The organism is Pseudomonas sp. NPDC089408 (genome assembly GCF_044749445.1).
In the GTDB taxonomy this organism is placed as follows: domain Bacteria; phylum Pseudomonadota; class Gammaproteobacteria; order Pseudomonadales; family Pseudomonadaceae; genus Aquipseudomonas.
Genome location: NZ_JBIVHY010000005.1, coordinates 243,611 through 269,562 on the forward strand (window position 1 = coordinate 243,611; position 25,952 = coordinate 269,562).

A 25,952-nucleotide genomic window follows, 5' to 3' on the forward strand; every position below is an offset into this window, starting at 1 on the left:
GCATGACCATGACGCAGGAATTCAAAGGCACCGCGCTCATCACAGGCGCTTCCACCGGGATCGGTTCGGTCTATGCGGAGCATCTTGCTCGTCGCGGCTACGACCTGGTGCTTGTTGCACGCAACCGTGAGCGACTCAATGCGTTAGCCGGTCGGCTCACTGCCCAGACCCAACAGGCTGTGGAGGTATTCGTAGCAGACTTGGCTGATGCCGAGGGCCTGCGCCAGGTGGAGCGCAAGCTGCAGGAAGACGCCAGCATCACGATGCTGGTCAACAATGCCGGTATTGGTACCCATACCCGTTTGCTGGACAGCGATGTGGAGCGCATGGCCGAGATGATCAACCTCAACGTCACCGCCCTCACCCGCCTGAGCTACGCCGCCATCCCAGGGTTCGTTGCGCGCCAGCACGGCGCCGTCATCAACATTTCGTCCGTCGTGAGCCTCGCGCCAGAGATGCTCAATGGCGTTTACGGCGCCAGCAAGGCGTATGTCACCGCCTTTACCCATTCCCTGCACAGGGAACTTGCGGACCAGGGCATCAAGATCCAGGCAGTGCTGCCGGGTGCCACTGCAACCGACTTCTGGCAGATCGGCGGCTTACCCCTCGAGAGCCTTGACCCCGGCATCGTGATGTCCGCCCAGGATCTGGTGGCTGGCGCTTTGCAGGACTTCGACAAGGAAATATTGATTTCCCTGCCGTCGTTGCATGACCTGGAGGCTTTCGAGCGTTACGAGGCCAGCCGGCAAGCCCTGCTTGGCCAGCTTTCCAAGCGCCAGCTCGCCCCGCGTTACACAACATGATGGGCGGTGTGGACGGGTCACCAGCGCCTCAGTTTCATTGCAAGTGAGAAAGTCTTACTGCTTTTAGGCTGTTTTTCGAGTGAATCGAAGCGATTAGCCTACGACCAATCGGATTATCCATAGAGGTAGCGCTATGAAGGCTGTTGTTTACACCCAACCAGGATTACCTATCCAGGAGGCTCAGTCGCTGTTTGACGCGGATATCCCGGATCCGGAACCCGGCCCCCGTGATCTGCTGATCGAAGTCAGCGCCATTGCCGTGAACCCGGTCGACACGAAGATTCGGGCCAGTCGCGGCGGCGACAAACCCCAGGTGCTGGGATGGGATGCGGTCGGCGTCGTACGTGAGATTGGACCGCAAGTCACGCTGTTCCGACCAGGTGATGAAGTGTTCTACGCGGGCGCCATTGATCGTGCTGGCAGCTATAGCCAACTTCACGTCGTGGATGAACGCATCGTGGGGCACAAGCCTCGCAGCCTGGATAATGCCAGCGCCGCCGCTCTGCCTCTCACCGCCATCACTGCCTGGGAACTGCTGTTCGATCGTTTGGGCATTGACGAGCATGGCGGCAAAGGCCAAAGCCTTCTGGTAGTCGGTGCCGCGGGTGGGGTGGGTTCGATCCTGGTTCAGTTGGCCAGCAAGCTGACCCAGCTCACTGTCATCGGTACAGCCTCCAGACCAGAGACCCAAGCGTGGGTCAAGGCGCAGGGAGCCCACCATGTCATCGACCACACAGTACCGATCGCTCTTCAGCTGGAGAAACTCAAGCTGAACCCGGTCGATTATGTGATCAGTTTGACGCACACCGACACTTACCTTCCTCAGCTTGTCGAAGTGCTTCGCCCCCAAGGCAAACTCGCACTGATCGATGACCCGGCGCAGCTGGATGTCATGCCGCTCAAGCGCAAATCGCTGTCCTTGCACTGGGAGCTCATGTTCACCCGCTCGCTGTACAAGACCGAGGACATGATCAATCAACACCACCTGCTCGACAGGGTCTCCAAGCTGGTTGATGAGGGCGTTCTCAGGACGACGGTGGGCGAGCACTACGGTACGATTTGCGCCGACAACCTCAAGCGTGCTCATGCCCTGATCGAAAGCGGCAAAGCGCGGGGCAAGATTGTTCTGGAAGGCTTCTGATCGCAGCGCCAGGCAAGCTGGCGCTCAATCTTAACCAGGGCATGAGCGCCAGCATGCCTTGCTCAGGCGGGTGAGCGGAAAGAAGCTCCGTAGGCGGACCCTGGCAGGCGGCTTGATCCGTCAGCCCTCAACCTGGACCGGAAACTCCCGCTTTGGGGACGGGTTCGGTAGAGCCCTCTCTTTTGCAGCGCTGGCACTACCCATTCTACGAAATCCTCCAATGTGCCAGGGCTCGTTAACGGGTTGAGCATGTAGCCACTCGTACCCGAGATCCGTGCATGCTCTTCGATTTTGTCTGCGACCTGCTCCGGAGTGCCCACCAGGATCAGATCGGTGCCCCGTGTGACATTGGCAAATCGCTTCCTGACGTCTCCGGCGGTTAGAGGGTTGCCGCTTCCGTCGGGTCGCATCATGTAAGAAGTAAGGCCCTCGGTATGCGTCGACAACGCATCGCTGTCCGCGTAGCGGCTCAGGTCGATGCCTGTGTCGCCGGCATAGCTGACGAGTTGGGCTTCCAGGTGATAGTTGCTCTGGAGCTCGTCGTATTTGCGCTGGGCTTCAATCTCGGTTTTTGCCGTCACAATTCGCAGCACGGTCAGCGACTGGACATCATCCCTGGCACGGCCACGTGCCTGCGCCATCGTCCAGATTTCTTCCAACCCTTGACGGATTTCATGTGGGTTCGACTTGGCTACGAAGATCAGCTCAGCATGTTTGGCCGCGAACTCGCGCCCTCGCCCAGACCAGCCCGCCTGGATCAGCAGGGGTGTTCGCTGTGGGGACGGAGCGGACAGATGAGGCCCAGAAACCCGATAGCGCTCACCCACATGGTTGATGGGCTTGACCCGGTCACCTTGGGCGTACACCTGCCGGGTTTTATCGGCGACGACTGCGTCGTCTGCCCAACTGCCCTCCCAAAGCTTGTAGGCCACGTCCATGAACTCCTCCGCGCGCTCATACCGGTCCCCATGCTTGAGCATTTCTTCCAGGCCGAAATTGCGCGCGGCACTGGAAAGATACGACGTGACGATATTCCAACCGATTCGGCCATTGGTCATGTGATCCAGGGTACTGAAGCGACGGGCATGGGCAAATGGATGCTCATAGGTCGTGGACACAGTAGCGCCGAACGCCAGATTCTTTGTAATCGCTGCCAACCCCGGGATGATCATCAGAGGGTCATTTGCAGGCGCCTCGACAGCCCACTTCACCGCTGCCTCCGCGTTACCGCCGAATACATCGTAGAAGCCCAGCACATCTGCGAAGAACAGCATGTCGAGGTTGGCCTGGTCAGCGATGCGTGCCTGGTTGGCCCAGAACTCGAAGGTGTTGGCGGCCAGTCGCTCGTCGGCCGGATGCGTCCACAAGCTCGGCGCGCCACCACAGCCGACGCTGGCTTGTTCGTAGAGGGCAAACAATAAGGGTTTAGGGTCGGACATCACTGTTCCTGTAATCATGGGTGTCAGCGATCAACTTATCGCTGATCCTGAAAGCCTTTGCCGTAGTAGCGCTCGAGCCGGTGTTGGATAAGCTCCAGCCCAATGGACAGAAGCCAATAGATGAGTGCGGCGGTGGCCAGCATTTCGATGTAGCGGTAAGAAGACCGGCCGTAGGACTGCGCCAGGAACATCACTTCCCATACGCCCATTACTGAAATCAACGATGAGTCTTTCAGCATGGAGATGAACTGGCTGGTGGTAGGCGGGATGATCGTTCGCATCGCCTGAGGCAGGATGATGTGGAAAAAGGTGGCGGTCGGTGTCATGCCCAGCGCGACTGCTGCCTGTCTTTGCCCTGGCGGAACAGCCATGATACCGGCGCGAAAAATCTCGCTCAGGTAGGCCCCGTAGTTGAGGGACAGCGCGATAATGCCTGCACTGATTGCGCCGGGCACTACGCCGAGCTGTGGCAGCCCCAGGTAAATAAGCAGGATCTGGATAAGCAACGGCGTGCCCCGGAAAAAAGAGGCGTAGAAGCTCGCCACTCCGAAAGCCACAGCGCTTCGAGACAGTCGCGCCAGCGCTGTTACGAAGCCCAGCACCAGCGACAGCCAGATCGAGCAAGCGCAGAGGAACAAGGTCAGTGCTGCGCCCTGCAGGAACCCATTGGGCCCCAGCTTGAGTCCAACCAGGTTTGGCAGCTTATCAAGAATGATCGAGAACTTGAGGTCGAAGCTCAGGAAGAAAAACACACAGGCGCCGAGCAACGCTGCCCAAGTCAGGTATAAACGGGTTTTGAAACCCAATATTTGCCGAATGCGATCCGACTGGGTCTTCGACGCCAGCGCGGTTTTGGCCGGATGTGGATTAAGGGCTGTCATTGAGTGATATCGGCGCCAATCCACTTTTCAGAGATCTTCGCCAGCGTCCCGTCAGCCTTGAGCTCAGTCACAACCTGGGCGACCTTCTCACTCCACTGGCGGTCGTTTTTCTCCACGGCGACTACGTTGGGCTCGGCATACAGGGTCTCACCCGCAATCTTGAAGCGAGGATCCTGGGCGATGCGCTCTTTAGCCGTAATCAGATTGGTGACCATGGCATCCAGCCGCACTCCGGTGCCTAGTGCCAGGTCCTGGAATGCCACGGTTTCGTTGTCATAGGGCGCAACCTGAACGGTGTCAAACGGGTAAGTCAGGGGTTTCTCCTCTGCACCCTCGATAACGAGATCCTTGTTCAGATAGGCTTCATAGGTGGACGCACTGATTACCCCCACCTTCTTGCCTGACAGCGCTTTACCGGAGCTGATGCCGTTATCGTTGGCGTTGACCACGATTACCGCGGGTGACCGGTAATACTCGACCGGGAAATCGAATACCTCTGCCCTCGCCTTGCTTGGCGTCATGGAGCAGACACAAATGTCGTACCGCCCACTCCAGCGTCCAGCGGCAATCACATCCCACGAAGGTGTTTCGAGCTTGAGCTTCACCCCGAGCCGTTCAGCCACTGCCTTGGCGACATCTACGTCGAACCCGTCGAGCTGGTTCTGTTCATTCAGGAACGAGAACGGGGGGTAGTTTTCCATCAGTACGCCGGTGAGCTCGCCTTTGCTTTCTACACGTTCAAGGGTCGAGCCGGCGAAGGCAGATGAACAGGCAGCAAGAAGCGCCAGACCTGCAGGAAGGAGAGAAATGGCTTTCAACGACAGATACTCCGATATGAAAGGATCTAAATATTAAAACGCAATATAAAATCCTTTCGAACTAACTTTATGGAATATCAATGGATTGCTCAGCTATATCCTTGACGAGAGGCCGTTACCGGCCTCTTCACATCGCTGGGATCCAGCGCCAAATGAACCGGTCGCCGGCGGCCTGCGCTACGTGCGCAATACCTGTGCACCGGCATTGCCTGGCAGACGCACGGCATCGAGCAGACCGATACAAGCGACCAGCGCCACGCCGATCAGGGCCCAGTGGAAGTCACTGATCGTCATCGCCTGTTCGCCGCCGTGCAGCGCCATCGACACCCGTAGCAACAAGGCTGCCACTGCCACGCCAAGCGCCATCGCCAGCTGGAAGAACATGCTGAACAGCGTCGACGCCTCACCCATCTGGGGCTTGGGTACCTCGGCAAAGCCGACCGCGTTGTAGGTGGTGAACTGCATCGAGCGCGACAACCCGCCGACGAACAGCACCAGCGCCATCCAGTACCAGGGCATGTCCTGTTGCAGGCCCAGGCAGGCGAGGATGCAGCCCACGCCGACTAGGCCATTGACCACCAGCACCCGGCGGAAACCATGACGGCGCAATAACCCGGTGGTGAACGGTTTCATCGCCAGGTTGCCGGCGAAGATTGCCAGCACCAGCAGCCCCGCATCCACCGGCGAATAACCGAAACCGATCTGCAGCAGCAGCGGAACCAGGAACGGCAAGGCGCTGATCGACATTCGGAACAGCGCGCCGCCAACGATGCTGGCGCGGAACGTGGCGATGCCCAGGGTGGCTAGCGGCAACAACGGTGCCGGGTGGCGCTGGCAATGGCGGATCGACAGCCAGGTCAGCAGCGCGCCTGCGGCCACCAGCGCAGTACCTGCACCGAGGCTGCCACCCGACAACGAGCCGAGCATCTCCAGGCCCAGCAGCCAGGCCGCGCAGGCTGAGGCGAGCAAGACGAAGCCGATCAGGTCGAAACGTCGCCTTTCACTGGCGCGAGTGTTGGGGATCAGCCACCACGCCGCAACAATGGCCAGCAGCCCGAGCGGGATATTCAGGTAGAAGATCCACGGCCAGGACAGGTGGGTGACGATCAGCCCACCCAGCGGCGGGCCAAGCACCGGCGCCACCAGCCCTGGCCAGGTGATGACCGCAAGCATTTTCACCAGGTCCTGCTTCTCGGTGGTGCGCAACACCACCAGGCGCCCGACCGGCACCATCAGCGCGCCGCCAATGCCCTGCAGCACCCGTGCGGTGACAAAGGTTTCCAGGGTCTGTGCCAACCCGCACAGCCACGAGGCCAGGGTGAACAGGCCAATGGCCCCGGCGAACACCTGGCGCGCGCCGAAACGGTCGGCTACCCATCCGCTGAGCGGGATGAACACCGCTACTGCCAACAGGTAGGCGCTGATGCCGATGTTCAGGCTGACCGGGTTCTCGGCGAAGTCACGGGCCATCTGCGGCAGCGCCGTGGCAATGACGGTAGCGTCGAGGTTTTCCATGAAGAAGGTTATAGCCACCAGCAAGGCGATGCTGGTGGCTTGGCGAGGGGTATTGGAGGCTGTGGGAGTGGCCAAGGGTACAGTTCCTTCTGGTTATCACGGGCCCCGGGCAAGCCCTAATGCCAATCAGGTGAGACTGCCGGGGCCGCGTTGCGGCCCGTCGCCGGCAAGCCAGCTCCCACACCGGCCGCATGAATTCAAGCCATGCGCCATATCTGTGGGAGCCTGGCTTGCCAGCGATGGGCCGCAACGCGGCCCCAATTGCTTAACGGACCGGCATTAGGGCAAGCCCGCTCCCACAGGTTTTCCGGAAAAGCCTTCAGATCATATTCAGCGCTGCGCGCAGCGCAAGCAGATACGTCTCGACGCCGAACCCGCAGATCTGCCCGCGCACGATCTCGGCAAACACCGAGTGATGACGGAATGGCTCTCTCGCATGGATGTTCGACATGTGCACTTCAACCACCGGCACCTCAAGAATGGCCAGCGCATCACGAATGCCGTAGCTGTAGTGGGTCCAGGCTCCGGCATTGATCAGCACCGCATCCACCCGGTCCTCATAGGCCTGGTGGATACGCTCGCACATGGCGCCCTCGAAGTTGCTCTGGAAGCTCTCGACCCGAGCCCCCAGCGCTTCGCCCAGCGCCTGCAAGGCCTGGTCGATATCAGCCAGGGTTGCGGTGCCATACTGGCGCGGGTCGCGCTTGCCGAACATGTTGTGGTTGATGCCGTGCAGCATCAGCACCTTGGCGACCATGGCACTACTCCAGGGGGATCGTCAGTTGATCGATCACCGCCCGTGTCTCGGGCCGCACCCCGCGCCACCAGGCAAATGCCTCCGCCGCCTGCTCTACCAGCATGCCGACACCATCGGCCAGGCGCGCCACCCCCTGCTCATTGGCAAGGCGCAGGAACGGTGTGAGGCCTTTGCCATAGGCCAGTTCGTAAGCCAGGCGAGTGTCGCCCAGTACGCTGCCGGGTAACGGTGGCAATTCCCCGGTCAGGCTTGCGGAGGTAGCGTTGACCACAATGTCGAACGACTGCCCTTGCAGTTCCTCATAGCGGCTGATGCGCAGGCGCGGGTGGTCGAGCTCGTTGCGCAGCGTCAATGCCTTGGCCATGTCACGATTGGCGATCACCAGTTCGCACGGCCCTGCCTGGAGGAACGGCAGCAGAGCACCGCGCACCGCGCCACCGGCCCCCAGCATCAGCACACGACGGTTGCGCAGCGGCTCGCCGAGGTTCTCTTCGATGTCCCGCAGCAGGCCGATACCATCGAAGTTCTCGGCCACGATACGGCCGTCCTCGAACTTCAATGCATTGGCTGCCCGGGCCAGCTGGGCGCGCTCGCTGCGCCGGTCGGCCAGTTCGAAGGCGCGCAGTTTGAACGGCGCGGTGATGTTCATGCCCAGCCCGCCTTCACTGCGGAACTGAAGCACCTGTGTCTCGAAGTCGTCCAGCGAGCCTTCGATCGCGCCATATTCCAGCTGCTGCCTGCTGGCCTGGGCGAACAGGCCATGAATCAGAGGGGACTTGGTGTGGTTGATCGGCCGGCCGATCACTGCATAGCGGTCGCTCATCGTGCATCTCCGTGGGTGAACAGCACACCGTCTGCCTGCATCGCGGTGATTTCTTCAGGGCTGAAGCCAAGCCCGGCGGCCACTTCTGCATTGTGCTGGCCGAGGTCCGGTGCCACTTGGTGGATCGTGGTGTCGCAGTCGGAAAAGCGGAACGGCAGGTTGGGCAAACGCAAGGTACCGTAGCGCGGGTGCTGCTGTTCGATGACCATGTTGCGTGCCTGGATCTGCGGGTCGGCCAGCACCTCGTCGATGCGCTGCACTTTGGCGCTGGGGATGTCGATGCCGTCGAGCAGCGCCAGGATATCGGCTACGCGACGTGCACCGACCCAGTCGCGGACCACCGCCAGGATCGCCTCGCGGTGGGCGTTGCGGCCGTTGAGGCTATGGTAGCGGCGGTCGCTGCCAAAACCGGGTGGACCGCCATGGGTTTCGAGCAGGGTGGCAAACCGTTGCCAGGCGTCGTCGACCTGGGCGGCGATCACCAGGTCGCCATCGGCGGCGCGGAACACGCCGTACAGGGTCGAGGTGGGCATGTCGTGGCCGCTCTGCTGCGGCAGCACCGTGCCGCCCGACAGGGTGTAGCACTGCACTGCGTATTCGTGCATCGACACCAGCGTGTCGTACAAAGCCATGTCGATGTGCTGGCCGCGGCCACTGCTGACCCGGCCGAGCAACGCGGCATTGATTGCCGCCACCGCGTGAATACCGGTGTACATGTCGCCCAGGGAAATACGCAGCAGCGGCGGCGCCTCGCCCGGTACGCCGACCATCTGCATGATCCCGCTCTTCGCCTCGGCGATCAGGCCGAAGCCGGCGCGGTGGGCGTCCGGCCCGGTGTGGCCGTAGGCAGAAATCGAGCAGTACACCAGGCGCGGATTACGCGCCGCCAGCTCGGCATAGCCCAGGCCCAGCTTGTGCAGGGCGCCGGGGCGGTAGTTTTCGATGAACACGTCGGCCGAGTCGGTCAGGCGCTGCATGAAGGCTTTACCGCGCGGGTCCTTCATGTTCACGCTGACGCCCTGCTTGCCCATGTTCAACTGCAGGAAATAACCACTCTGCTGGTCGTCCAGGGTGTAGGCATGCTGCCGCCCCGCGTCGCCGCTGCCCGGCCGCTCGACCTTGATCACCTCGGCGCCCAGCGCCGCCAGACAGCGCCCGACATAGGGGCCAGCGAGGAAGTGGCTGTAGTCGATGACGCGGATACCCGCCAAGGGTAATGCCTGGCTCATGCTTCTACCCTCCGCGGCACCATCAGCCGATGCTCGCCACGTTGCACGACTTCGCCGTGCTGGTTGATCAGTTCCGATGGCAACACCACGATGCCCCAACCACGTCGGCTATTGCTCGGGCGCATTGCGCCAACGCGCATGCGCACATGGAGCACATCGTTGACCTTGATCGGCAGTACGAAGTCCCAGGTCCAGCCCAGCGACATGCCCGGCAGAAAGCGGTACTCGCATTGGGTCTTCAGGCCATCGGCGATCGACAGGCCGAACAGGCCATGGGCAACCAGGCAGCCGAAGTGGCTGGCGTTGGCGTATTCCTCGTCGACGTGCACCGGGGTGTGGTCACCGGTGAGGTCGGCGTAAGCCAGGATACGTTCGCGCGTGACCGTGTAAGTGGGGCTGATGCACTCGTCTCCTTCACGGGCATCGTCCCAATACTTTTCAATCACGCTCATGCCTGCACCTCCGCCCGCGGGTCGATGGCCAGTGCCTGGGTCACGCATTTGGCCGGCAGCGCCTGGATGAACTCGACCGCCAGGCCATCGGGGAGACGCAGCCAGTTGCGGCCTTGGGGCATTTCGCTGACGCCGAAGCGCTGGGCGGCGGCCAGCGCAGCTTCCAGGTCCTCGCACATGATGCCCAGGTGCGCCATGCGGCCTTCCGGCCCGGCGAAGTCCGGCTGATGGATGAACTGCAGGCCACCGAGGGTCCAGTACTGCACCGGTTGCTCGACGTCGCCTTGCACTTCACGCATGGTCATACCACATACTTCGCTGAAAAAGCGGATATGCCACTGGATGTCCTGCACCCAGAACGCCACGTGTTCGAGGTAGGCTTTTGGCTGGCTCATGGGGTTTCCTTCTTCTGGTGATCTGCCATGGCGCGCTCGATGCCCTTGATGCAGGCCACCAAGGTCGCGTTGACCGGTGTGGCCACGCCATGGCGCTGGCCCCAGCGCACGACGGAGCCGTTGATGAAGTCGATTTCGGTGATCGAGCCCTTTTCCAGGCTCTGTAGCATCGAGGTGCGGAAACTCGCCGGCAGGCCCTCGGCGGCCAGGGCCCAGGCGGCCTCGGGGCTGCTCAGGCCAAGGCGGATACCGGCGCGTTTGGCCACGGCAATGGCTTCGGCCACGGCTGCCTTGGCAGTGCTTTCCAGCAGCGGTTCGCTGTACAGCTGGCCGTAGCTGAGCATCGTGATACCGCTCAGCGCGCCGGTGGCGACATTGACCAGCAACTTGTCCCACATGGTGCCAAGGATGTTGTCGCTGACCGTGGTGGCCAGCCCGGCGGCATTGAACGCATCGGCGATAGCTTGTACACGTGGCGTCAACTGGCCATCGAGTTCGCCGATGAAGGTCTGCTTGCCCGCCACACCGGCGCGGATCGAGCCCGGCGCCAACAGCACGCCGCCGACGTAGGTCTTGCCGGCCAGCACCCGCTCACGCCCCACCGCCTCGGCCAGGATGTCCTCGTGGCCCAAGCCGTTCTGCAGCGACAGCACAAGCGTCTGCGGCCCGACCAGTGCAGCTGCGCCAGCGATGGCTTCGCCAGTGTGGAACGACTTGACCAGCACCACCACCAGGTCGGCCACACCCACGTCTTCGGCGTCGATGGCCGCATTGACCCGCACCTTGCGCTCGCCACGCTCGTCATGCACCTGCAACCCATACAGGTTCATTGCCTCGACGTGGGCGCGGCCACGGTTCAACAGCCAGGTTTCATGCCCCGCCTCGCTCAGGGCCGCACCAATGGCACAACCCAAGGCACCGGCGCCCAGAATGCAGATTTTCACGTCGCAGACCTCCTGTGGTTTGCGACTACCTTATGCAGCGAGGGTTATTTGGGCTATACAATGACCTCAATACAACTATTGAGATTTGCAATAATGCATGCCTTGGAGGCTCTGCCCGAACCTAAGCTTCTGCAACTGTTCGACGTGCTGTACCACTGCCGCAGTGTGACCCGCGCGGCCGACCAACTGGGGCAGAGCCAGCCGACCATCAGCATTTGGCTGGCGCGCCTGCGCGAGCAGCTGAGCGACCCGTTGTTCGTGCGCACGCCTGGGGGCATGGCCCCTACGCCACGGGCCGATCAACTGATCGGACCGTGCCGCGAGGTGCTGGAGTCCTTGCGCAGGCTAACGGCATGGGAGCCGCAGTTCATGGCAGCCACGGCGCAGCGGCGTTTTCGCCTATGTGTCAGTGATGCCAGCCATATCACCCTGCTGCCGAGTATCCTCAACCACCTGCGCAGCCATGCGCCGGGTATCCGCCTGGAGGCGGCGCGGATCGATGGCAATACCGAACGCGCACTGGAATCAGGCGAAGCGGACCTGGCCATTGGCTTCGTGCCTTGGATGGGTGGGGGGATGTACCAGCAGATGCTGTTCGAGCAGGACTGGGTATGCCTGAGCAACGCGCAGCATCCGCGCCTGGGCAACGGCATGAGCTTGCCGCGCTACCGCGCCGAGGGGCATGTGCAGATCAGTTTCGGCACTGGGCAGAAATTGCTGGAGGCAGGATTGGCACGTGCCGGGATCGAACGGCGGATCATGCTGGAGCTGCCGGCGTTTCTCGGGTTGGGGATGATAATCGGGACGACGGATCTGCTGGCCACCTTGCCGCGACATATCGGGCAGACACTGGCTGACATGCATGGGTTAAGGGTGCATGACTGCCCGTTTGAAGTGGAAGGGTTCACAGTCAAACAGCATTGGCATGCCCGCTATCATCAGGACAGTGGGAACCGGTGGTTGAGGGAAGTCATTCGTGAATTGTTTCATCCAGCAAGCTAGGGTACGTTGCGCTGGCCCATCGTCGAAGCGCCAGCGCGTTGCCCAGTGCTGCACCGGAGGCCGTGTTGTCGAAGATGCACCAGGTTTCTGCACCTGCGCCGTGGCTGCACTGCAGCCGTTCAGCCAGCTGTAGCAGGCACTGTTGCGAATACTCGCTGTGATAGATCCGCGGCACACCGTGCAGACGCCAGTAGACCAACCCAGGCCAGCCAGCGGGTTGCGCATCGGCAGCGAAACGTGAAGGGCTCGCTGCGACCTGGGCAATGCACAAGTCAGTCAGCATTGACCCCGCCGCTTGCCAACTGGCGTGCCTGGGCTCAACCGCCACCGGGCCGGCATGGCGTCGGCGAAGGGCTTCAAAAAAGTACCGATCACGGCGGGCATCATGGGCGAGTGATGGAGGCAGCTGTACCAGCAGGCAACCCAGGCGGTAACCCAAGTGCTGGATTTGGCCAAGAAACGCATCAAGCGCAACCTCACAATTTTCCAGGCGCAGCTCGTGGGTGATGACCCTGGGCAGTTTGACGGAAAAGCGAAAATGCTCCGGTACCGACGCCGCCCAACGGGCATAGGTCGCGGGCCGGTGCGGCCGGTAAAAGGCGCTGTTGATCTCGACGGCATCAAGCCGGCCTGCATAGCGCTGCAGGTGGCTACCCGGTTGCAGGAACTCATCGGCGTACTGGCGGGACAAGCTCCACCCCGCGCACCCCAGGTGAATCATCATGGCACTCCAAAAGCACGCTGTTGCTGCAATGGAGTCGTCAGCGCCGGTCATCGTTCAGTTGGCATTCGCATGGAACAGCCACCGCAACAGCGCGACCTAAACCGGGTAATCACCCTGGAGGACTTGACATGATTGACCCTAACCACCCCGACCCTTACGTTGACGAAGTGCCGCATAACCCGGGCGAGCCTGTGCCTGCACCTGACACGGAACAAGAGGCGCCGGACTGGCCTGATGGCCAGGTTCCACCTGAGGAACAGTCCGACGGCTGATGCAGGTCAGTTGCTCGCAGGCTCGGCGCGGCTCGCTGTACCTTCCACCGCCACTCGCCTGGCATACCCCACCCCCCACACCAGCGCCCGGCTCATGCTTTCACCGGCGCGCTGGGCGTAGGCCCGCTCACATAGCACCGTCCCGTCAGCACGGTACACACCGATGAACAACTGCGTCGCACCGGTGCGCGAAAGGCGCGTCTGCACTTCCAGGCAGGTGCCGTCGTCGAGGGTCTCTTCATGAGTCTGATGATGCAGGATCGGGTCGCGCCATTGCCTGTAGGTCTTGCCTCTTCGTTTCATGTGTCTGCCCTCGCCGATGTTGTCGACGGTAGATCACCCGATCCGCCGTGCCGGTCGAAATGAATCAGGACCTTCAGACAGCCGGCCTAGCTGTACGAAACGCGGAATTTGTACAACCGAGGGCAGGCCGTAAGGGCCTGAAAATCAGAAGCGTCTGAACGGTAGGCCCGTCCGTCGACGGCATTGCACGGCCCAGGCCGCCGTTGGCCGAACACAAGGCGAACACCGCGAAAAAGGAGATTCAACATGAAGATAATGAAGCCTCATACCTGGCTGTTGGCGCTGTGCCTGGGTCTAAACGCACCCATCGTGCTGTCGGCTACCAACATGAACGATCAACGCGCTCCTGGCACGCAAACGCAAGAAGATGGCCAAATGAACGGTGGAGCCAGCGGGTCTGGAACACCGGGTGATGGCATAGGTAGCGGATCTAGCGGTACCGGCAGCAATGGCACCGACAATACCGGTGGCGACGGCACTACCAACGGCTCGGGCAGTGCTCCCGGGATGGACGGATCGGGAAGTGGCGGTACGGGGACTGGCACGGGCAACGGTTCGGGTTCAGGTACAGGGTCCGGCACTGGTAGCGGAACCGGAAGTGGCGCTGGCGGTGGTGGCTCGGGCAGCGGTGGGTCCGGAGGTTGATACCGGCTGCCCCGCGCAAAGCTGACGCCATACCTGTGGACGCGGCGGTGTGCCACGTCCACAGCGGGCCATACTGTGGCTTGATCTTTTCCTATCTACGGATTCACGACAGACCGGTAGACGCTTATTGCCGGTATGCCGCCCGCACTCGGCAGGCGGCTCCGAACGCCTCGAAGATCGCACGGTATTGTGGATAGAACATCACTTGCCACTCCGGATGCCACTGCACGCCGAGGGCAAATGAGCGACTTCCTTCCACCGACAATGCTTCAACGAGGCCATCCGTTGCCACAGCCTCGATGCGCAAACCTTCGCCGACCCGCTCTATACCTTGCCCATGTACCGAGTTGACTTCGATTACCTCGGGAAACCCCAGCCCTTGTAATACCCCACCTGCTCGCACCGTGAGCCTGTGAGCGGGTGCGTACTGGTCTTCAAGAGGTTCGTTGCTCGGGGGCTCATGATCCACGCCAGGTTGATGGAGCTGCTGGACGAGGGTGCCGCCGAAAGCCACATTCATCTCCTGAAAACCCCGGCACACGCCGAGCACGGGCAACCCCGCTTTTACTGCCGCACGCCACAGCGGCAGAGTGAGGTGATCACGGGCGGCGTCTTTTTGGGTACCCGGCGGGCTGGGCGGACCATGGTAATGGTGAGGCTCGATATTGGACGGTGAACCGGTGAACAGCAGCCCATCCAGGCCCTCGATTATGTCTGCTATGTTCAGGAGCTCTGGAAACATTGGCAGAATCAACGGCAAACCATGGGCAGCAGTGGCCACCGCCCGCGCATTCTTGTCATCATTCAATTGCACTGCGTGCGGGCCGACCTTGTAGCTACAGGCCGTCACCCCGATTATTGGCAGCCGTGACATTTATCCCCCTTGCCAGGCCTGTTGTCGCTGCAGCCGGAGCGCATGGCTACACTAGTTATCACAACCTGCAATGGCTTTGAGAAAGCCTCTATCTGCAAGCCTGCGCAGGTCTCGCCATTCACGCCAGTCCACCAGCCCAAGACGGTCCATCTCGTCGGCTTGACGAAGCAGTTCTTCATGATGGGTACTCGGGCAATCACATCGTTGTTTCACGTCGTCATAAAGCAGAAACCACTTGTTGATTGCAACGAGTCGGCGCTGTTCCTGGCTTATCTGTTCGCTAACCGCGTTCATGCCGATAGCCCGTCAGGGTTGCTGGTAATGTCCTGGCGATGTGCCTGGCTCATGATCATGCTCTAGACGCTGAACCTGTACGTCGGTGAATGATGACGCTTCGTTTCGATGCAAGCCTTGCAAATATTCGCGCGCAGCTTCGCGGCTCAGGTCCTCCTGCTGGCTGCGGAACTCGCAAGTCCCGGGCTGGTTGTCGAGGATGTAGCTGATCAAGTACAGGTAGCTGGCCATTTTGAAGGTCCCCAGGCAGATGGAGTAAGAAACGAATCTATTGGGTTGAGCCTGACGCGGTAGCATCCGTTCCACCCGTTTGACGTATGGCGTAGCCACAGCGCCAACGCCGGCTGGAGCAAAAGATGAAAAGGTGAACAGCTGTGGAAGGAACCCGCGCCGGAGCTCATCCGGCGCAGGTGACGCATTTAACGCTTTGCTTCTGCCTCAGGGTCGGCCGACCGGGCCAGGAATGCACGCGTCACTTCCGGCAAATGCTCCTTCAGCCATTCAGCCATGGCGACTTCTTCCTTGAGGATCGAGCGACAGGCTTGCGCAGTCGCACTGTCGCCGACCGCTTCAGCGGCCTCTATCAGCACCGTGTAGGACGCAATTTCCAGGTTTTCGAACACGTACCCTGCCATGGCACCTTTGACCACCTCGTCGCTCATGGTCATCCCGCCTACAGCCTGCCCAAAAGCCATGAGCTTGCCCGCAAGATCCTTGAAGGTTGATGTGCTACCGCCCAGACGCTCGATGCATTCAACCAGCAAACGCTGTTGCCCTTGCGTCTCCTCGATATGCTGAACAATTCGACCTTTCAGTTCAGGGTAGTGCTCCAAGCGCTCAGCCTGACCTTTCAGCATGCTCTCAGCCTGTTGCTCCATCGCGTGGGCATCACGCAGCCAGTCGAGCAGGTTTTCCTTTGGATTTGCCATTCTCAATACCTCGCATCCAGTGATAGGTATTTCTTCAGAGAATGCTCAGCGGTGCCTTAGTCGGTTGAACCGACGAAAGGGAGTATTTTACGAAGTAGCAATCAGACCATTCGTCTGTTGGGCTGTTTGCATCGCGCGTCCGGGCTGTCTTTCGAGGACACCAGCCAGAGCCATTCCCATGCGACAGCTATCTCGATCGATAACCCTTACCCTCGCCTGCTCTTTGCTGTGGGCGTGTTCCGCTCCCGAAACGAAGTCGCCTGTGAAGGCACCCGGCAGGCCGGAATCAGCGACGACTCAGCTGTTGGAAGCCGGGGCAGCGACACTGCAGGCCAAGCCGCCCATCGAGGCTATCAACGCCTACCTGGACGGCTTCCACTTCTATAACGGCCATCCCGGCGTGCAGATGGAGGCGCATCACTACTGCTCCATCCTCAACGACGATGTCATTCAGTGCGTCATCTTCGACGGCAATACCAAGGAAGCGAAAATCATGGGTGTCGAGTACATCATCGACAAGCGGCTCTTTACCGGGTTACCGGCCAAGGAGAAAGCGTTGTGGCACAGCCATGGCTACGAAGTGTCTTCCGGGCAGTTGATTGCCCCCGGTATTCCCGCGCCTGCCGAGCACGCCTTGATGAAACGGCTTGCCCATACCTATGGCAAGACATGGCACACGTGGCACACCGATCAAGACAAAGCGCTACCGGTGGGCGTTCCGCAGCTGATGATGGGTTTCACTGCAGATGGCCAGGCTGATGCAGCGATGATCGACCAGCGCAATCGACGCCTGGGTGTGGACGCGGCAAAAACCAAAGCTCAGCGAGCTGACATCCCCGTCCCTACGGCTGATTCCAGGGCGGATGCTTGGCGGCACGGCAATGTTATCCAGATCATCGACCCAACAGGCGCTCATTTGCATCGACCCGCCACTTCAACACCGGCAGCTGCCAACAGCCGTTCAAGCGATTGACTGCCCCTGTAGCGTGTAGGGATGCACCTCAGTAGCGCCGTAGCCGCCTGTCGGACAATCGTCGGGTGAGCGAGAAATTTGACCGACAACTGTTAGGGTGGACAGAAATGAAACCAACCGCGTAGGACACGGGAGGCATGATCATGACTAACACGGACGCAAGTCGGATAACGGCACAACTTAACGCCTGCAACCAAGCAATGAGCGCCCTGCGAGCCTGTGACAGGGGGGTATCAGACAGCGGTTGTACGGATGCTGTGAAACTGCGCACCCGAGCGGAGTTCCAATTCAAGGCCTTGAAAGCATTGAACTACGCGCAGAAGCCAGCCGACCCCAGCAACGCTGAGTGGGCATGGCTGCTGGAAAAACACGAGTGACGTTCTAGCATCGGTGAAACAAGAGATTGGCTGGCTCGTGGGAAAATGAAGCGACCCTCAGCCCAGAGGGAATCAGGGCTGAGGGCTAACCTTAGCCGCCTGAAGAAGCGACGCTACATAGCGACTCGATAGTGCCGACCAGGTCGTCGTACTGAACAGGTTTGGTCAGATGCCGATCAAACTGCATGTCTTTGCGCTTGTGGGGGTCAGTTGCCACCCCATAACCACTCAACGCAATGGCAGGCGTGAACTGATGAACCTTGCCAGCTCGCAGGGCACTGATCAGCTCATGACCATCCATCTCTGGCATCCCGATGTCGGTAAGAATGACATCGAAACGCTCCTGGAGTGAGTGCTCGAGTGCCTGGGCAGGATCGCTGTAGCTTTTCACCTGCGCACTTTCCATTTCAAGCAGCATACGCATCACCCCCAGGACTTCTGGCGAGTCATCGACCAGCAGCACTTTGAGGCCCTTGAGTCGCCCCTCGGGCTCGCCGGGTTCATGCCCATCCTTCGGCTCTTTGATCTGCTCCTGGGAAAGCGGCAGCGAGACACTGAACTTGCACCCATGACCAATACCCGCAGACCAGGCCACTACCGAGCCCCCATGCGCATGCACCAGCTGGCGAACCAGCGAGAGGCCAATGCCCAATCCGTCTCGTTGATGGCTGGCATGTCTGGGTTTGGCCTGCTTGAACAAGTCGAACACATTCTCAAGGTCGGCAGTAGGCAACCCGACACCGTTGTCGATGATATCGATGTTGGCATGCTTGTCCGCCTTGCTGAGCACAATACGTACCTTGGCGTCTTCCCCGCTGAATTTCAGCGCGTTCTGCAGCAGGTTCCAGATCACTTGTTCCAGGCGGGTCGGATCGCCGTCAATGATCATCGCCGGCGCCTCAGCGCTGGGTTTCTCAAGCGAAATCTCTGCGTCGGGATATTCTTCGGTGATCACAGCGTGGATATCACTCAGCATGGCGCCAAGGTCGAGCAGACGCGTCTTCAACTTCAGCTTGCCCGTGCGAATGCGGGCCACATCGAGCAAATCATCGATAATGCGCGCCTGGCTGGTAACAGCCTCGCCAATGGCACCGACCGCCTTGCTGGCATTCTCGGTGTTGCGAACGGCGGGAAGCCTTCGGAGAATTTCTGCGTTGAGTTGAATCAGGTTGAGCGGGTGCTTGAGTTCATGCGACATGACCGCAAAGAACTCATCCTTCATGAGGATGGTACTTTGGGTCTCGGCGAGCTTCTTGCTCTGCTCATCGTGCAGCCGTTTATGGCCCGTCAGGTCACGCGCGATCTTCACGTACCCCAGCGCGCTTTCGGCACGGAGCAAGGCGATTTCCCCGCTGCAGAAGAACCGGCTACCGTCCTTGCGCACGTGCCAACGCTCATCCTCTCCGCGGCCATGCTCACGGGCATTGCGCATCTCATTTTGCGGAACACCGGCGCTGCGATCTTCAGCGGAGAAAATCAGCGCGTAGGAGGAGCCGATGACTTCTTCAGCGGTATAGCCAAAGATCAGCTGAGCCCCGGTGTTCCAGTCCGTGATCTTGCCGTGCTCATCCAGGATGATAATGGCGAAATCGTGGGTGCTTTCGGCGACCAGGCGCATGCGCTCCTGGCCCAGGCGCAGATCTTCTTCGGCCTCGCGGCGCTTGGTGATGTCGATGAACGTCAACACCGTGCCATCGATATGGTCTTCGCTGGAACGGTACGGCAGGAGCCGGGCAATGTACCAGCGGCCATCGGCGCTACTGACTTCCCGCTCCAGCATGGTCAGCGATTCGTAAACGGACGTCGCGTCTTCGGCCAATTCCGGATAATTGAGGCGATGGGTGATGTCCAGCAGCGAGCGCCCGGTATCCACGGGCAACATGCTGAAAATCTCCTTGGCGCGGGGCGTGAACCAGCGGATATGCATGTTGCGGTCAACGAACACCGTGGCGATATCCGTAGAGGCAATGAGGTTAGCCAGATAGTCGTTGATCTTGTCGGTTTCTTCGACCTTGGTCTTGAGCTCGTAGTTGACGGTTAGCAGCTCTTCGTTTATCGACTGAAGTTCTTCCTTGCTGGTTTCCAGCTCTTCGGTCGCGGAGCGCAACTCCTCGTTGATGGCCTGCATTTCCTCGTTGGACGCCTTGAGTTCTTCGCTCGAGACCTCCGATTGCTCGATGGTTTCCTGCAAGTGGGTCTTGGTTCGCTGCAGCTCGTTTTCGAGGCTGGCCAGCACCTTGTTTTCGGTCTGCAAATCCAGGTCGAGCAAGTCGGAGCCCGGTTCGATGGACGTGACGTTGAACACGATGGTTCGCACGTCCTGATCGGTGGCTTCGTCCTTGAAAGGACGCGCCGTGATATCGACCAGGTAATCGCCTTCAGGGTCGTTCACGCGGATCTTGCGGGACAGTGTCGCTTTACCGCTTTGCTGGGCCTGGTACAGCGTGGTGCGAAGCTCAAGGCGCAACTGCGGCATGATCAGCACCAGAACGTTTCGCCCCACTTCCCCGGTGACGTAACGCAAGAATCTGCCAGCACCCTCGTTCATGTGCAGGATGTCGCCATTGGGGTCGACAATCATGCTCGGCGGCATCTGCTCGGCCATCGCCCGCTGATGGATATCGGCGTAGGAAAATTTGCGTGCGGGCGGCAGCATGGGCGGCGGCGCAGCAAGGCTGGACAGCGCAAAGCCGCCACGGGGCATGGAAGGCGCCCGGCGATTGATATTGGCGCCGGCTCGCGCCCGGAAAATCCGGTTGCGCTTGTCGACCGGTGTGAACAGGTCTGGGCAGGCATCGGCCGACTCGGACGAGCCCATGAACAGATAACCACCCGGCTTAAGTGCAAAGTGGAACATCTGTAGCATTTCACGCTGGATGTCGCGGTCCAGGTAGATGAGCAGGTTGCGGCAGACAATGAGGTCGATTTGCGAGAATGGCGGGTCGGACAGCAGGCTGTGCTTGGCAAACAAGACTTTCTCGCGCACTTCCTTGCGGACGCGGTAGTGCTCGCCTTCTTTCATGAAATACTGCCGCAGGCGCGTAGGTGGCACGTCGGTGATGATCGCTTCCGGGTATGCGCCCGTCCGGCCGACCGCAATGGCGCGCTCGTCGATATCCGTGGCAAACACCTGGACCTTGACCGGGTTGATCTCAAGCTTCTGGTGCTCGGTGCACAGGATCGTCAGGCTGTATGCCTCCTCCCCTGTCGAACATCCAGCCGACCAGATGCGCACCTCATCGGGGCGAGCCTTGTCATCGCTTGTGGACATCAAAGGGCTCAGCACGTGCCGCTCAAGCGCCTCGAAGGCCTCTCGGTCTCGGAAGAAGTTGGTCACGCCGATCAGCATGTCCCCCAACAACTGCTTGGCTTCCTCGGGCGTGTTTTCGAGGTACTGGTAGTACGCGGGCAAATCAGGCTGGGCCGTTACCTGCAGGCGCCGCTCGATACGCCGCAGTACCGTCGCCCGCTTGTAGTGCTTGAAATCGTGCCCGGTGCGGGTTCGCAGCAGTAACAGAATATCCAGCAGAACCCGCTCGGCGACTTCGCGCTCAAGTTCGGGGTAAGCGGACGCAACCTTCATGTCGTGCGGTGCGGGGATCTTGATCGCCCGCGTGTTACGCCACAGCTCGAGCAGTTTGTTGGGTATCTCGGATACCGGCAGCACAGCGTCGACCATGCCGGTCGCGATTGCCGCCAGGGGCATCCCGTCGAATTCAGCATCATTCGGGCTCTGCACAATGGTGATGCCGCCCTGCTCCTTGATACGTGACAGGCCCACGGCGCCGTCGCTGCCCGTGCCGGTCAGCACCAGGCAGTAAGCAAATTCCTTGTGCACGTCAGCCAGATCGCGGAAAAACAGGTCGATAGCCACATGGCTGCCGGCCGGGCGATTGGCTGCCATCACTTTCAAATAGCCATCGTTCATGGCCAGCTGGCTGGCGGGCGAGATTACATAAACGCTGTTTTGCTCAATGGGTGCGGTGTCCGTTACCTGCAAAACAGGCATCGACGTACACGCCTGGATAATCTTGTCGGCCACGCTTTCGTGGTCTGGCGACAAATGCAGAATAATGACAAACGACATTCCGCTGTCAGCGGGCATGTGCTCGAAGAATGTTTTCAGCGCAGCCAGGCCGCCCGCCGATGCACCTATGCCAACCACCGGGAACCGGAGGTGGCTGGGCAGGATGCCTTCTCGTTCCGGCAGCGAGGAAGGACGTGGTGTTGTCGGTTTCATCGTGAATTCCGATTCAATTCGTGATCTGAGCGTTGGCAGTCACGCTCTGATGTCCAGTTCTGCTCTGGCTCTAGTGATGCCAAGCGATACTGGCCTGCGAGATCAAGTGAAGGCGCTGAAAGACGATTGCTTAACGCCATCATGTTGATCTGAAAAGCATGTTCCCCAGAGTATAGTGCCAACACCGTGCGAAGTGGCTAATGGCGTTGAACGGGACTATTCCTTTTTCCCGTCTGGCCCGCCAGACGCCGGGCTTGTCAGATACTCGACCAGCGTCGCGGCGCACGCCGAAATGCCATCCAGAAGTACCATCTCGAAACCGTGAGTGTTTTCAGTCGGAATCGCGATGCATCCCGCCTGAGCATCAATACCTGTGCTCAATACCGCGCTCGCGTCGGAGGCAAAATCAACTAGCAGTGCCGATTGTGGGGCATAACCTGCTCGCCGGGTGGCTGCGATCAAAGCCTGCACTACAGGGCGGCTGTAGTAACCTTTCTGATCGCCGGTATTGATGATCGGGTTGACCGACAGCTCCGTACCGTACTCTTCCAGCACCGGCCCCACTTCGACCGCGACGGTGGTTTCGCCTGGCAATCTGGAAGCGGCGTACAGCGCACCAGCATTGGATTCCTCCTCCAACGTGGTCAGGACAAACCACACGTCTTGCTGCAGCGCTTTCTTTTGCGCCTGGAGCAGCCATGCGCAGTGGATCACAGCAGTCAATGGCGCCCGGTCGTCGAGAAAATGAGCAGCGACACAGTCATGAACGTAAAAGGGCTTGCGCCAATGCTGGCTGAGCACTACACGCGTGCCAGGCCGCACGCCGTCTTGTTCGAGCTCGACTTTGGCTTTGCGGGTAACGATGTAGACATCCTTCCACTGAACATTGCCGGCAAGGACATCCCGCTCATTCGAAGTTCGACCGCTGTTATGCATCGAGCCGTAAGACAAGACCCCTGGCAGACACTTTTCATCGCCCAGGATATCGACAGGGCAGACACCAAAACTGATGGGCTGCGCCCCACCCAGGGCCAAGACCTCCAATGTCCCGTTATCGCGAACGTTCTTGACGATCATTGCGATCTCATCAAGGTGCGCCATGACCCGTATGGCTGTGTCAGGATCGCGGGCACCGCAAGCACGAATGACGCCGACCACGTTCCCGGCGCTGTCGATGTGTGTGTCATCGCAGACCTCTTTCAGCTCGCGCAGACAGATGGCCCGCACCTCATCTTCCTGGCCGCCTGGGCCACGAGCGTTCAGCAACTCAGTGAGCAACGCCTCAATGTCCAATGGTCATCCTCCCTTCCTGATGGCTAGCGGTTGACCGAAGCCTGGTGCCCCACGTTCAGTTGCATGGGCCTCTCTTCCACGCCTCATAACGCGCAAGCAAGGGTTGCACGCTGAGGCCGTGCAACAAAATGCTCAATGCGACAACCGACAGCACGAGATTGGTGATTTCCACTGCAGAATCTGCCTGCAGGCCGTGATTGAGTGCATAGAAAAGGTAATAGAAGCTACCGATGCCGCGGATGCCGAACCATCCCAGCAGCCCACGCTGTCTTGAATTCAGCATTCCCCCGAGCGGTATGAAAACAACGCTTAGGGGCCGGATCACCAAGAACAGCGCTGCAGCAATGATCATTGCCCGCCAGTCCCAGTGCACGATCAACACGACGCCGAGCAAGGTCACCAGAAAGACCTCCAGCGCCCGTTCCACCAGGCTGCCAAATGCCAGCATATCGCCCAACATGATGCCTGCAGCAACCTGGGAGTCCTCGAGCCCTTCCACATCCCCTTTCACGGCCAACTCGGGTGCCACGTGCTGATGCCCCACCACCGGCTGCACCAGGTGCTCGGCAGCGGGATCATCCGGACGGGTGGACGTCTGCACTTCAGCCTGGCGCAAGCCCAACCCGGCGGCGAAGACCGCCAGGAACCCATAAGCCTGGATCGACTCTGCGACTACATAGGCGAGCGCGATCAACGCCAGGGCCAGGTAGTCATTGGGCGACACGGTGCTGTCGTCATTGCGCAAGCGCAGAAACAGCGTGAGCTTGCCCAGGCCGCGCCCCATCCAGTAGCCACAGAGCAAGCCCGCAGCCACTGCCCACAACATGTCCTTGAGTAACCAATCGCTCAACCACGCCTGCCCTGTGTTCTGTTGCAGGAACAACCCGAGAAGGACGAAAGGAAAAGCCACCCCGTCATTCAGCCCAGCCTCACCGGACAAGCTGAAACGGACAGGGTCGTCGTCCTGCGCATCGACTACCTGTACGAGGGTGGCAAGGACAGGGTCGGTAGGCGCGAGAATGGCGCCGATCGTCACCGATAACCCCCAACCCAGGCTCAGCCAGTAATGCGCCACCAGTGCCACTCCAGCGATGCAGACCACCATGACTGGCCCCGCCAGGTAAAAGGCGCCCCACCAACTGCGGTTGCCCAAGGGCAGGCGCAACTTCAAGCCGCTGAAGAACAGCGAAAACAACACGGCGACTTCAGTCAGATGCTCCAGCCAGGCGCTCGACTGGGCGACATCAAGCTGCAGGAAGTTCAGCCCGGGCGAGCCTAGCGCTATGCCAAGACCTAGGCACACCACCGAGGACGTCACGGGTATCCAACGTAAGTAGGAAGATAAGAGCGCGAGTAGCAACAAGACTGCGCCCAGCATGGCGAACCAGACGATGAAGGTCATTTGCGCAAAGGCCTGGGAAATATGAAGTTTGACGTTTCCTCGCTTCACGTCGTTCCGCTGGGCATGTTCCGCTCGCCGCATAGGCTGACGAAATGTAAAAAAAGATTTCAGCGCTCCGCTGTGGTCAGAGTCTTTACAGCGCTATGAAGATGGAGATGGAAAATGAAATTCGCGCAGTTTTGCCAATGGTTATCCACTCACGCGGGCAAACCGAGCTCATTCCTGATTGCGGTCGTGTTGATTGCCATGTGGGCAGCATCCGGGCCTTGGTTTCACTACAACGACACCTGGCAGCTCATCGTCAACACGTCGACAACCATAATCACGTTCCTGATGGTTTTCCTTATTCAGAACACCCAGAATCGTGACAATGACATCATTCATGTGAAGCTGGACGAGCTCATCAGGGCCACTAAATCAGCACACCAATCGGTACTCGATCTGGAGGCGCTCGACAACCGTCAAATTCATAAACTACGCAAGGAATACCGAGCGATGGGCAGCCAGTGCGAAGCTCACCCCGGAAAGCCCGACGATCAACCGGGAGAGGATGAAGCGCGTGATTACCCGCTGAAATGAAGGCCGATAGTGCTCGCGACATCGAGCCGAGTTCACGAGCACTAACCCTGTTCAACCTTTTGTACGGCGCGGGTCATCTGCGCGTGGATAGGTACGTTCCTCCTCGATAGTACCGTCGGCTTTATGAATCTTTACCGATGCGGTTTTGCCGTCAAAGAAGTCCCGCAACGCGCTAACCAGTTCCTGTTTGGTTGCAGCTCGCCTGGTTGCCCGGTCTGCGCCCTCTTTCTTCAATTCCCATCCATCGGAAGTCGGGTTGAGGTGGTAGTTATCCATCACGTGCTCCTTTTTATCAGAGAGATTCACCATCGTCCTCTATGTTTTCATCAGCCTCTGCCGCATCGGTAGCATCCGCGTCATTCAGAGGCGGTGAGGTTGGCTTTTCCGGATCGTTGATAAAAGGCACACCACTTGGGCCGTGCTCTTCAAGACCTTCAGTTTTTGGTTGCATAGCAAAGCCTCCAGGCAATTGATTCAGCTGCAGGCCGCTAACCGCCCACGCCGGTCTCCGAAAACGTTTCGACAGCTACAGGCTGCGCCGTGAACGCTGGGCCATCTCCTGCCAAACGCCACTTCACCTGCGCGATGCCGTAGCGCTCGGCCATAGGCCTGCTGACCATTTTGATTTTCTGCTGACAAAATCTGGGAATGATGCCAACCCCTGCGTCACAGCTTGCCCAATGCCAGGCAAGGGCATTGTCCATTTTCTCCAGGCGGATGATGAACGTGCGCGCTTCACCATGGAGTGTGTATTCGATTACGTACAGTTGCTGTGCTGCCACGTGAGCCTCTCCCTTTTTACTCATGCGTGTGTGAGGCGTTGAGGGCAAAAAAATTCAATTGAAAAG

At 59.8% G+C, this 25,952-nt stretch carries 29 protein-coding genes; 7 read left to right on the plus strand and 22 right to left on the minus strand.

Annotated elements, in window-relative coordinates; genetic code table 11:
- The first annotated feature begins 8 nt into the window (after positions 1-8).
- Together ACIP02_RS11075 and ACIP02_RS11080 are read left to right on the plus strand one after the other, a co-directional pair.
- Positions 9-803: an SDR family NAD(P)-dependent oxidoreductase gene (locus ACIP02_RS11075; protein ID WP_400616450.1), complete on the plus strand. Its 795-nt coding sequence runs from the start codon at positions 9-11 to the stop codon at positions 801-803.
- Between the two features lie 133 nt (positions 804-936).
- The gene (locus ACIP02_RS11080) at positions 937-1,944 is read left to right on the plus strand and encodes a zinc-binding alcohol dehydrogenase family protein (RefSeq protein ID WP_400616197.1); all 1,008 of its coding nucleotides are present in this window, start codon (positions 937-939) and stop codon (positions 1,942-1,944) included.
- A gap of 62 nt (positions 1,945-2,006) precedes the next feature.
- Here the strand turns inward: ACIP02_RS11080 and ACIP02_RS11085 are convergent, their stop codons facing one another.
- The 10 genes from ACIP02_RS11085 to ACIP02_RS11130 all read right to left on the minus strand — a co-directional run bounded on the left by ACIP02_RS11085 (position 2,007) and on the right by ACIP02_RS11130 (position 11,197).
- Positions 2,007-3,383: an LLM class flavin-dependent oxidoreductase gene (locus ACIP02_RS11085; RefSeq protein ID WP_400616200.1), complete on the minus strand. Its 1,377-nt coding sequence runs from the start codon at positions 3,381-3,383 to the stop codon at positions 2,007-2,009.
- A 35-nt stretch (positions 3,384-3,418) separates the two neighbouring features.
- Entirely contained in the window at positions 3,419-4,264 is an 846-nt protein-coding gene (locus tag ACIP02_RS11090; protein ID WP_400616202.1) for an amino acid ABC transporter permease, read from the minus strand.
- Complete coding sequence (locus tag ACIP02_RS11095) at positions 4,261-5,082, minus strand: ABC transporter substrate-binding protein (protein ID WP_400616205.1); 822 nt, start codon at positions 5,080-5,082, stop codon at positions 4,261-4,263. Before ACIP02_RS11095 ends, ACIP02_RS11090 begins: the two co-directional genes overlap by 4 nt.
- Positions 5,083-5,259: 177 nt before the next feature.
- A complete protein-coding gene (locus ACIP02_RS11100; protein WP_400616207.1) occupies positions 5,260-6,672 on the minus strand; it encodes an MFS transporter in 1,413 nt (470 codons plus the stop codon).
- A 244-nt stretch (positions 6,673-6,916) separates the two neighbouring features.
- Positions 6,917-7,354, minus strand: coding sequence for a type II 3-dehydroquinate dehydratase (gene aroQ, locus ACIP02_RS11105; protein WP_400616209.1), 438 nt, complete (start codon positions 7,352-7,354; stop codon positions 6,917-6,919).
- Between the two features lie 4 nt (positions 7,355-7,358).
- The gene (gene aroE / locus ACIP02_RS11110) at positions 7,359-8,177 is read right to left on the minus strand and encodes a shikimate dehydrogenase (RefSeq protein ID WP_400616212.1); all 819 of its coding nucleotides are present in this window, start codon (positions 8,175-8,177) and stop codon (positions 7,359-7,361) included.
- Positions 8,174-9,406: a CaiB/BaiF CoA transferase family protein gene (locus ACIP02_RS11115; RefSeq protein ID WP_400616214.1), complete on the minus strand. Its 1,233-nt coding sequence runs from the start codon at positions 9,404-9,406 to the stop codon at positions 8,174-8,176. Before ACIP02_RS11115 ends, aroE begins: the two co-directional genes overlap by 4 nt.
- Entirely contained in the window at positions 9,403-9,858 is a 456-nt protein-coding gene (locus ACIP02_RS11120; protein WP_400616216.1) for a MaoC family dehydratase, read from the minus strand. Before ACIP02_RS11120 ends, ACIP02_RS11115 begins: the two co-directional genes overlap by 4 nt.
- Positions 9,855-10,253, minus strand: coding sequence for a VOC family protein (locus ACIP02_RS11125; protein WP_400616218.1), 399 nt, complete (start codon positions 10,251-10,253; stop codon positions 9,855-9,857). The genes ACIP02_RS11120 and ACIP02_RS11125 overlap by 4 nt, the downstream gene beginning before the upstream one ends.
- A complete protein-coding gene (locus ACIP02_RS11130) occupies positions 10,250-11,197 on the minus strand; it encodes a ketopantoate reductase family protein (RefSeq protein WP_400616221.1) in 948 nt (315 codons plus the stop codon). The genes ACIP02_RS11125 and ACIP02_RS11130 overlap by 4 nt, the downstream gene beginning before the upstream one ends.
- Positions 11,198-11,290: 93 nt before the next feature.
- Here ACIP02_RS11130 and ACIP02_RS11135 point away from each other — a divergent pair, with 93 nt between their 5' ends.
- On the plus strand, positions 11,291-12,199 hold the full coding sequence (locus ACIP02_RS11135; RefSeq protein WP_400616224.1) for a LysR family transcriptional regulator: 909 nt from the start codon (positions 11,291-11,293) through the stop codon (positions 12,197-12,199).
- On the opposite strand, the gene ACIP02_RS11140 is transcribed toward ACIP02_RS11135, so the two are convergent.
- A complete protein-coding gene (locus ACIP02_RS11140) occupies positions 12,168-12,920 on the minus strand; it encodes a DUF72 domain-containing protein (protein ID WP_400616452.1) in 753 nt (250 codons plus the stop codon). The genes ACIP02_RS11135 and ACIP02_RS11140 overlap by 32 nt on opposite strands.
- Positions 12,921-13,051: 131 nt before the next feature.
- Between ACIP02_RS11140 and ACIP02_RS11145 the strand changes: the two genes are divergently transcribed.
- Positions 13,052-13,195 (plus strand): hypothetical protein, encoded by a 144-nt coding sequence (locus ACIP02_RS11145; RefSeq protein WP_400616227.1) that lies wholly within the window; start codon positions 13,052-13,054, stop codon positions 13,193-13,195.
- Between the two features lie 6 nt (positions 13,196-13,201).
- Here ACIP02_RS11145 and ACIP02_RS11150 read toward each other — a convergent pair whose 3' ends face one another.
- From ACIP02_RS11150 to ACIP02_RS11170, 5 genes are all read right to left on the minus strand, one after another.
- Positions 13,202-13,498, minus strand: coding sequence for a hypothetical protein (locus tag ACIP02_RS11150; protein WP_400616229.1), 297 nt, complete (start codon positions 13,496-13,498; stop codon positions 13,202-13,204).
- Between the two features lie 769 nt (positions 13,499-14,267).
- A complete protein-coding gene (locus ACIP02_RS11155) occupies positions 14,268-15,017 on the minus strand; it encodes a gamma-glutamyl-gamma-aminobutyrate hydrolase family protein (protein WP_400616231.1) in 750 nt (249 codons plus the stop codon).
- A 51-nt stretch (positions 15,018-15,068) separates the two neighbouring features.
- Positions 15,069-15,311 (minus strand): hypothetical protein, encoded by a 243-nt coding sequence (locus ACIP02_RS11160; protein WP_400616233.1) that lies wholly within the window; start codon positions 15,309-15,311, stop codon positions 15,069-15,071.
- 12 nt (positions 15,312-15,323) lie between these two features.
- Positions 15,324-15,542, minus strand: a complete 219-nt coding sequence (locus tag ACIP02_RS11165; protein ID WP_400616235.1) for a hypothetical protein — start codon at positions 15,540-15,542, stop codon at positions 15,324-15,326.
- Between the two features lie 188 nt (positions 15,543-15,730).
- On the minus strand, positions 15,731-16,240 hold the full coding sequence (locus tag ACIP02_RS11170) for a ferritin-like domain-containing protein (RefSeq protein WP_400616237.1): 510 nt from the start codon (positions 16,238-16,240) through the stop codon (positions 15,731-15,733).
- 178 nt (positions 16,241-16,418) lie between these two features.
- On the opposite strand from ACIP02_RS11170, the gene ACIP02_RS11175 reads away from it, so the two are divergent.
- Positions 16,419-17,213, plus strand: a complete 795-nt coding sequence (locus ACIP02_RS11175) for an OBAP family protein (protein ID WP_400616240.1) — start codon at positions 16,419-16,421, stop codon at positions 17,211-17,213.
- A gap of 143 nt (positions 17,214-17,356) precedes the next feature.
- The gene (locus ACIP02_RS11180) at positions 17,357-17,590 is read left to right on the plus strand and encodes a hypothetical protein (RefSeq protein ID WP_400616243.1); all 234 of its coding nucleotides are present in this window, start codon (positions 17,357-17,359) and stop codon (positions 17,588-17,590) included.
- Positions 17,591-17,681: 91 nt separating this feature from the next.
- On the opposite strand, the gene ACIP02_RS11185 is transcribed toward ACIP02_RS11180, so the two are convergent.
- The 3 genes from ACIP02_RS11185 to ACIP02_RS11195 all read right to left on the minus strand — a co-directional run bounded on the left by ACIP02_RS11185 (position 17,682) and on the right by ACIP02_RS11195 (position 24,525).
- The gene (locus ACIP02_RS11185) at positions 17,682-21,830 is read right to left on the minus strand and encodes a CheR family methyltransferase (protein WP_400616245.1); all 4,149 of its coding nucleotides are present in this window, start codon (positions 21,828-21,830) and stop codon (positions 17,682-17,684) included.
- 216 nt (positions 21,831-22,046) lie between these two features.
- A complete protein-coding gene (locus ACIP02_RS11190) occupies positions 22,047-23,123 on the minus strand; it encodes a M42 family peptidase (protein WP_400616247.1) in 1,077 nt (358 codons plus the stop codon).
- 55 nt (positions 23,124-23,178) lie between these two features.
- The gene (locus tag ACIP02_RS11195; protein WP_400616249.1) at positions 23,179-24,525 is read right to left on the minus strand and encodes a cation:proton antiporter; all 1,347 of its coding nucleotides are present in this window, start codon (positions 24,523-24,525) and stop codon (positions 23,179-23,181) included.
- Between the two features lie 162 nt (positions 24,526-24,687).
- Here ACIP02_RS11195 and ACIP02_RS11200 point away from each other — a divergent pair, with 162 nt between their 5' ends.
- Complete coding sequence (locus ACIP02_RS11200) at positions 24,688-25,104, plus strand: low affinity iron permease family protein (RefSeq protein WP_400616251.1); 417 nt, start codon at positions 24,688-24,690, stop codon at positions 25,102-25,104.
- Between the two features lie 51 nt (positions 25,105-25,155).
- Here the strand turns inward: ACIP02_RS11200 and ACIP02_RS11205 are convergent, their stop codons facing one another.
- Genes ACIP02_RS11205 through ACIP02_RS11215 form a run of 3 tightly spaced genes read right to left on the minus strand, consistent with a single transcriptional unit; the run spans position 25,156 to position 25,886 of the window.
- Positions 25,156-25,380 (minus strand): DUF2188 domain-containing protein, encoded by a 225-nt coding sequence (locus ACIP02_RS11205; RefSeq protein WP_400616253.1) that lies wholly within the window; start codon positions 25,378-25,380, stop codon positions 25,156-25,158.
- 16 nt (positions 25,381-25,396) lie between these two features.
- A complete protein-coding gene (locus tag ACIP02_RS11210; protein WP_400616255.1) occupies positions 25,397-25,555 on the minus strand; it encodes a hypothetical protein in 159 nt (52 codons plus the stop codon).
- A 37-nt stretch (positions 25,556-25,592) separates the two neighbouring features.
- Positions 25,593-25,886, minus strand: a complete 294-nt coding sequence (locus ACIP02_RS11215) for a DUF6555 family protein (RefSeq protein WP_400616257.1) — start codon at positions 25,884-25,886, stop codon at positions 25,593-25,595.
- Positions 25,887-25,952 lie beyond the last annotated feature (66 nt).

Bases quoted from the DNA above. Each gene is read 5' to 3' on its own strand.
- ACIP02_RS11075 (WP_400616450.1), top strand. From the start codon at position 9: ATGACGCAGGAATTCAAAGGCACCGCGCTCATCACAGGCGCTTCCACC.
- ACIP02_RS11080 (WP_400616197.1), top strand. From the start codon at position 937: ATGAAGGCTGTTGTTTACACCCAACCAGGATTACCTATCCAGGAGGCT.
- ACIP02_RS11085 (WP_400616200.1), bottom strand. From the start codon at position 3,383: ATGTCCGACCCTAAACCCTTATTGTTTGCCCTCTACGAACAAGCCAGC.
- ACIP02_RS11090 (WP_400616202.1), bottom strand. From the start codon at position 4,264: ATGACAGCCCTTAATCCACATCCGGCCAAAACCGCGCTGGCGTCGAAG.
- aroQ (WP_400616209.1), bottom strand. From the start codon at position 7,354: ATGGTCGCCAAGGTGCTGATGCTGCACGGCATCAACCACAACATGTTC.
- aroE (WP_400616212.1), bottom strand. From the start codon at position 8,177: ATGAGCGACCGCTATGCAGTGATCGGCCGGCCGATCAACCACACCAAG.
- ACIP02_RS11115 (WP_400616214.1), bottom strand. From the start codon at position 9,406: ATGAGCCAGGCATTACCCTTGGCGGGTATCCGCGTCATCGACTACAGC.
- ACIP02_RS11120 (WP_400616216.1), bottom strand. From the start codon at position 9,858: ATGAGCGTGATTGAAAAGTATTGGGACGATGCCCGTGAAGGAGACGAG.
- ACIP02_RS11125 (WP_400616218.1), bottom strand. From the start codon at position 10,253: ATGAGCCAGCCAAAAGCCTACCTCGAACACGTGGCGTTCTGGGTGCAG.
- ACIP02_RS11135 (WP_400616224.1), top strand. From the start codon at position 11,291: ATGCATGCCTTGGAGGCTCTGCCCGAACCTAAGCTTCTGCAACTGTTC.
- ACIP02_RS11140 (WP_400616452.1), bottom strand. From the start codon at position 12,920: ATGATTCACCTGGGGTGCGCGGGGTGGAGCTTGTCCCGCCAGTACGCC.
- ACIP02_RS11145 (WP_400616227.1), top strand. From the start codon at position 13,052: ATGATTGACCCTAACCACCCCGACCCTTACGTTGACGAAGTGCCGCAT.
- ACIP02_RS11150 (WP_400616229.1), bottom strand. From the start codon at position 13,498: ATGAAACGAAGAGGCAAGACCTACAGGCAATGGCGCGACCCGATCCTG.
- ACIP02_RS11155 (WP_400616231.1), bottom strand. From the start codon at position 15,017: ATGTCACGGCTGCCAATAATCGGGGTGACGGCCTGTAGCTACAAGGTC.
- ACIP02_RS11160 (WP_400616233.1), bottom strand. From the start codon at position 15,311: ATGAACGCGGTTAGCGAACAGATAAGCCAGGAACAGCGCCGACTCGTT.
- ACIP02_RS11165 (WP_400616235.1), bottom strand. From the start codon at position 15,542: ATGGCCAGCTACCTGTACTTGATCAGCTACATCCTCGACAACCAGCCC.
- ACIP02_RS11170 (WP_400616237.1), bottom strand. From the start codon at position 16,240: ATGGCAAATCCAAAGGAAAACCTGCTCGACTGGCTGCGTGATGCCCAC.
- ACIP02_RS11175 (WP_400616240.1), top strand. From the start codon at position 16,419: ATGCGACAGCTATCTCGATCGATAACCCTTACCCTCGCCTGCTCTTTG.
- ACIP02_RS11180 (WP_400616243.1), top strand. From the start codon at position 17,357: ATGACTAACACGGACGCAAGTCGGATAACGGCACAACTTAACGCCTGC.
- ACIP02_RS11185 (WP_400616245.1), bottom strand. From the start codon at position 21,830: ATGAAACCGACAACACCACGTCCTTCCTCGCTGCCGGAACGAGAAGGC.
- ACIP02_RS11195 (WP_400616249.1), bottom strand. From the start codon at position 24,525: ATGACCTTCATCGTCTGGTTCGCCATGCTGGGCGCAGTCTTGTTGCTA.
- ACIP02_RS11200 (WP_400616251.1), top strand. From the start codon at position 24,688: ATGAAATTCGCGCAGTTTTGCCAATGGTTATCCACTCACGCGGGCAAA.
- ACIP02_RS11205 (WP_400616253.1), bottom strand. From the start codon at position 25,380: ATGGATAACTACCACCTCAACCCGACTTCCGATGGATGGGAATTGAAG.
- ACIP02_RS11210 (WP_400616255.1), bottom strand. From the start codon at position 25,555: ATGCAACCAAAAACTGAAGGTCTTGAAGAGCACGGCCCAAGTGGTGTG.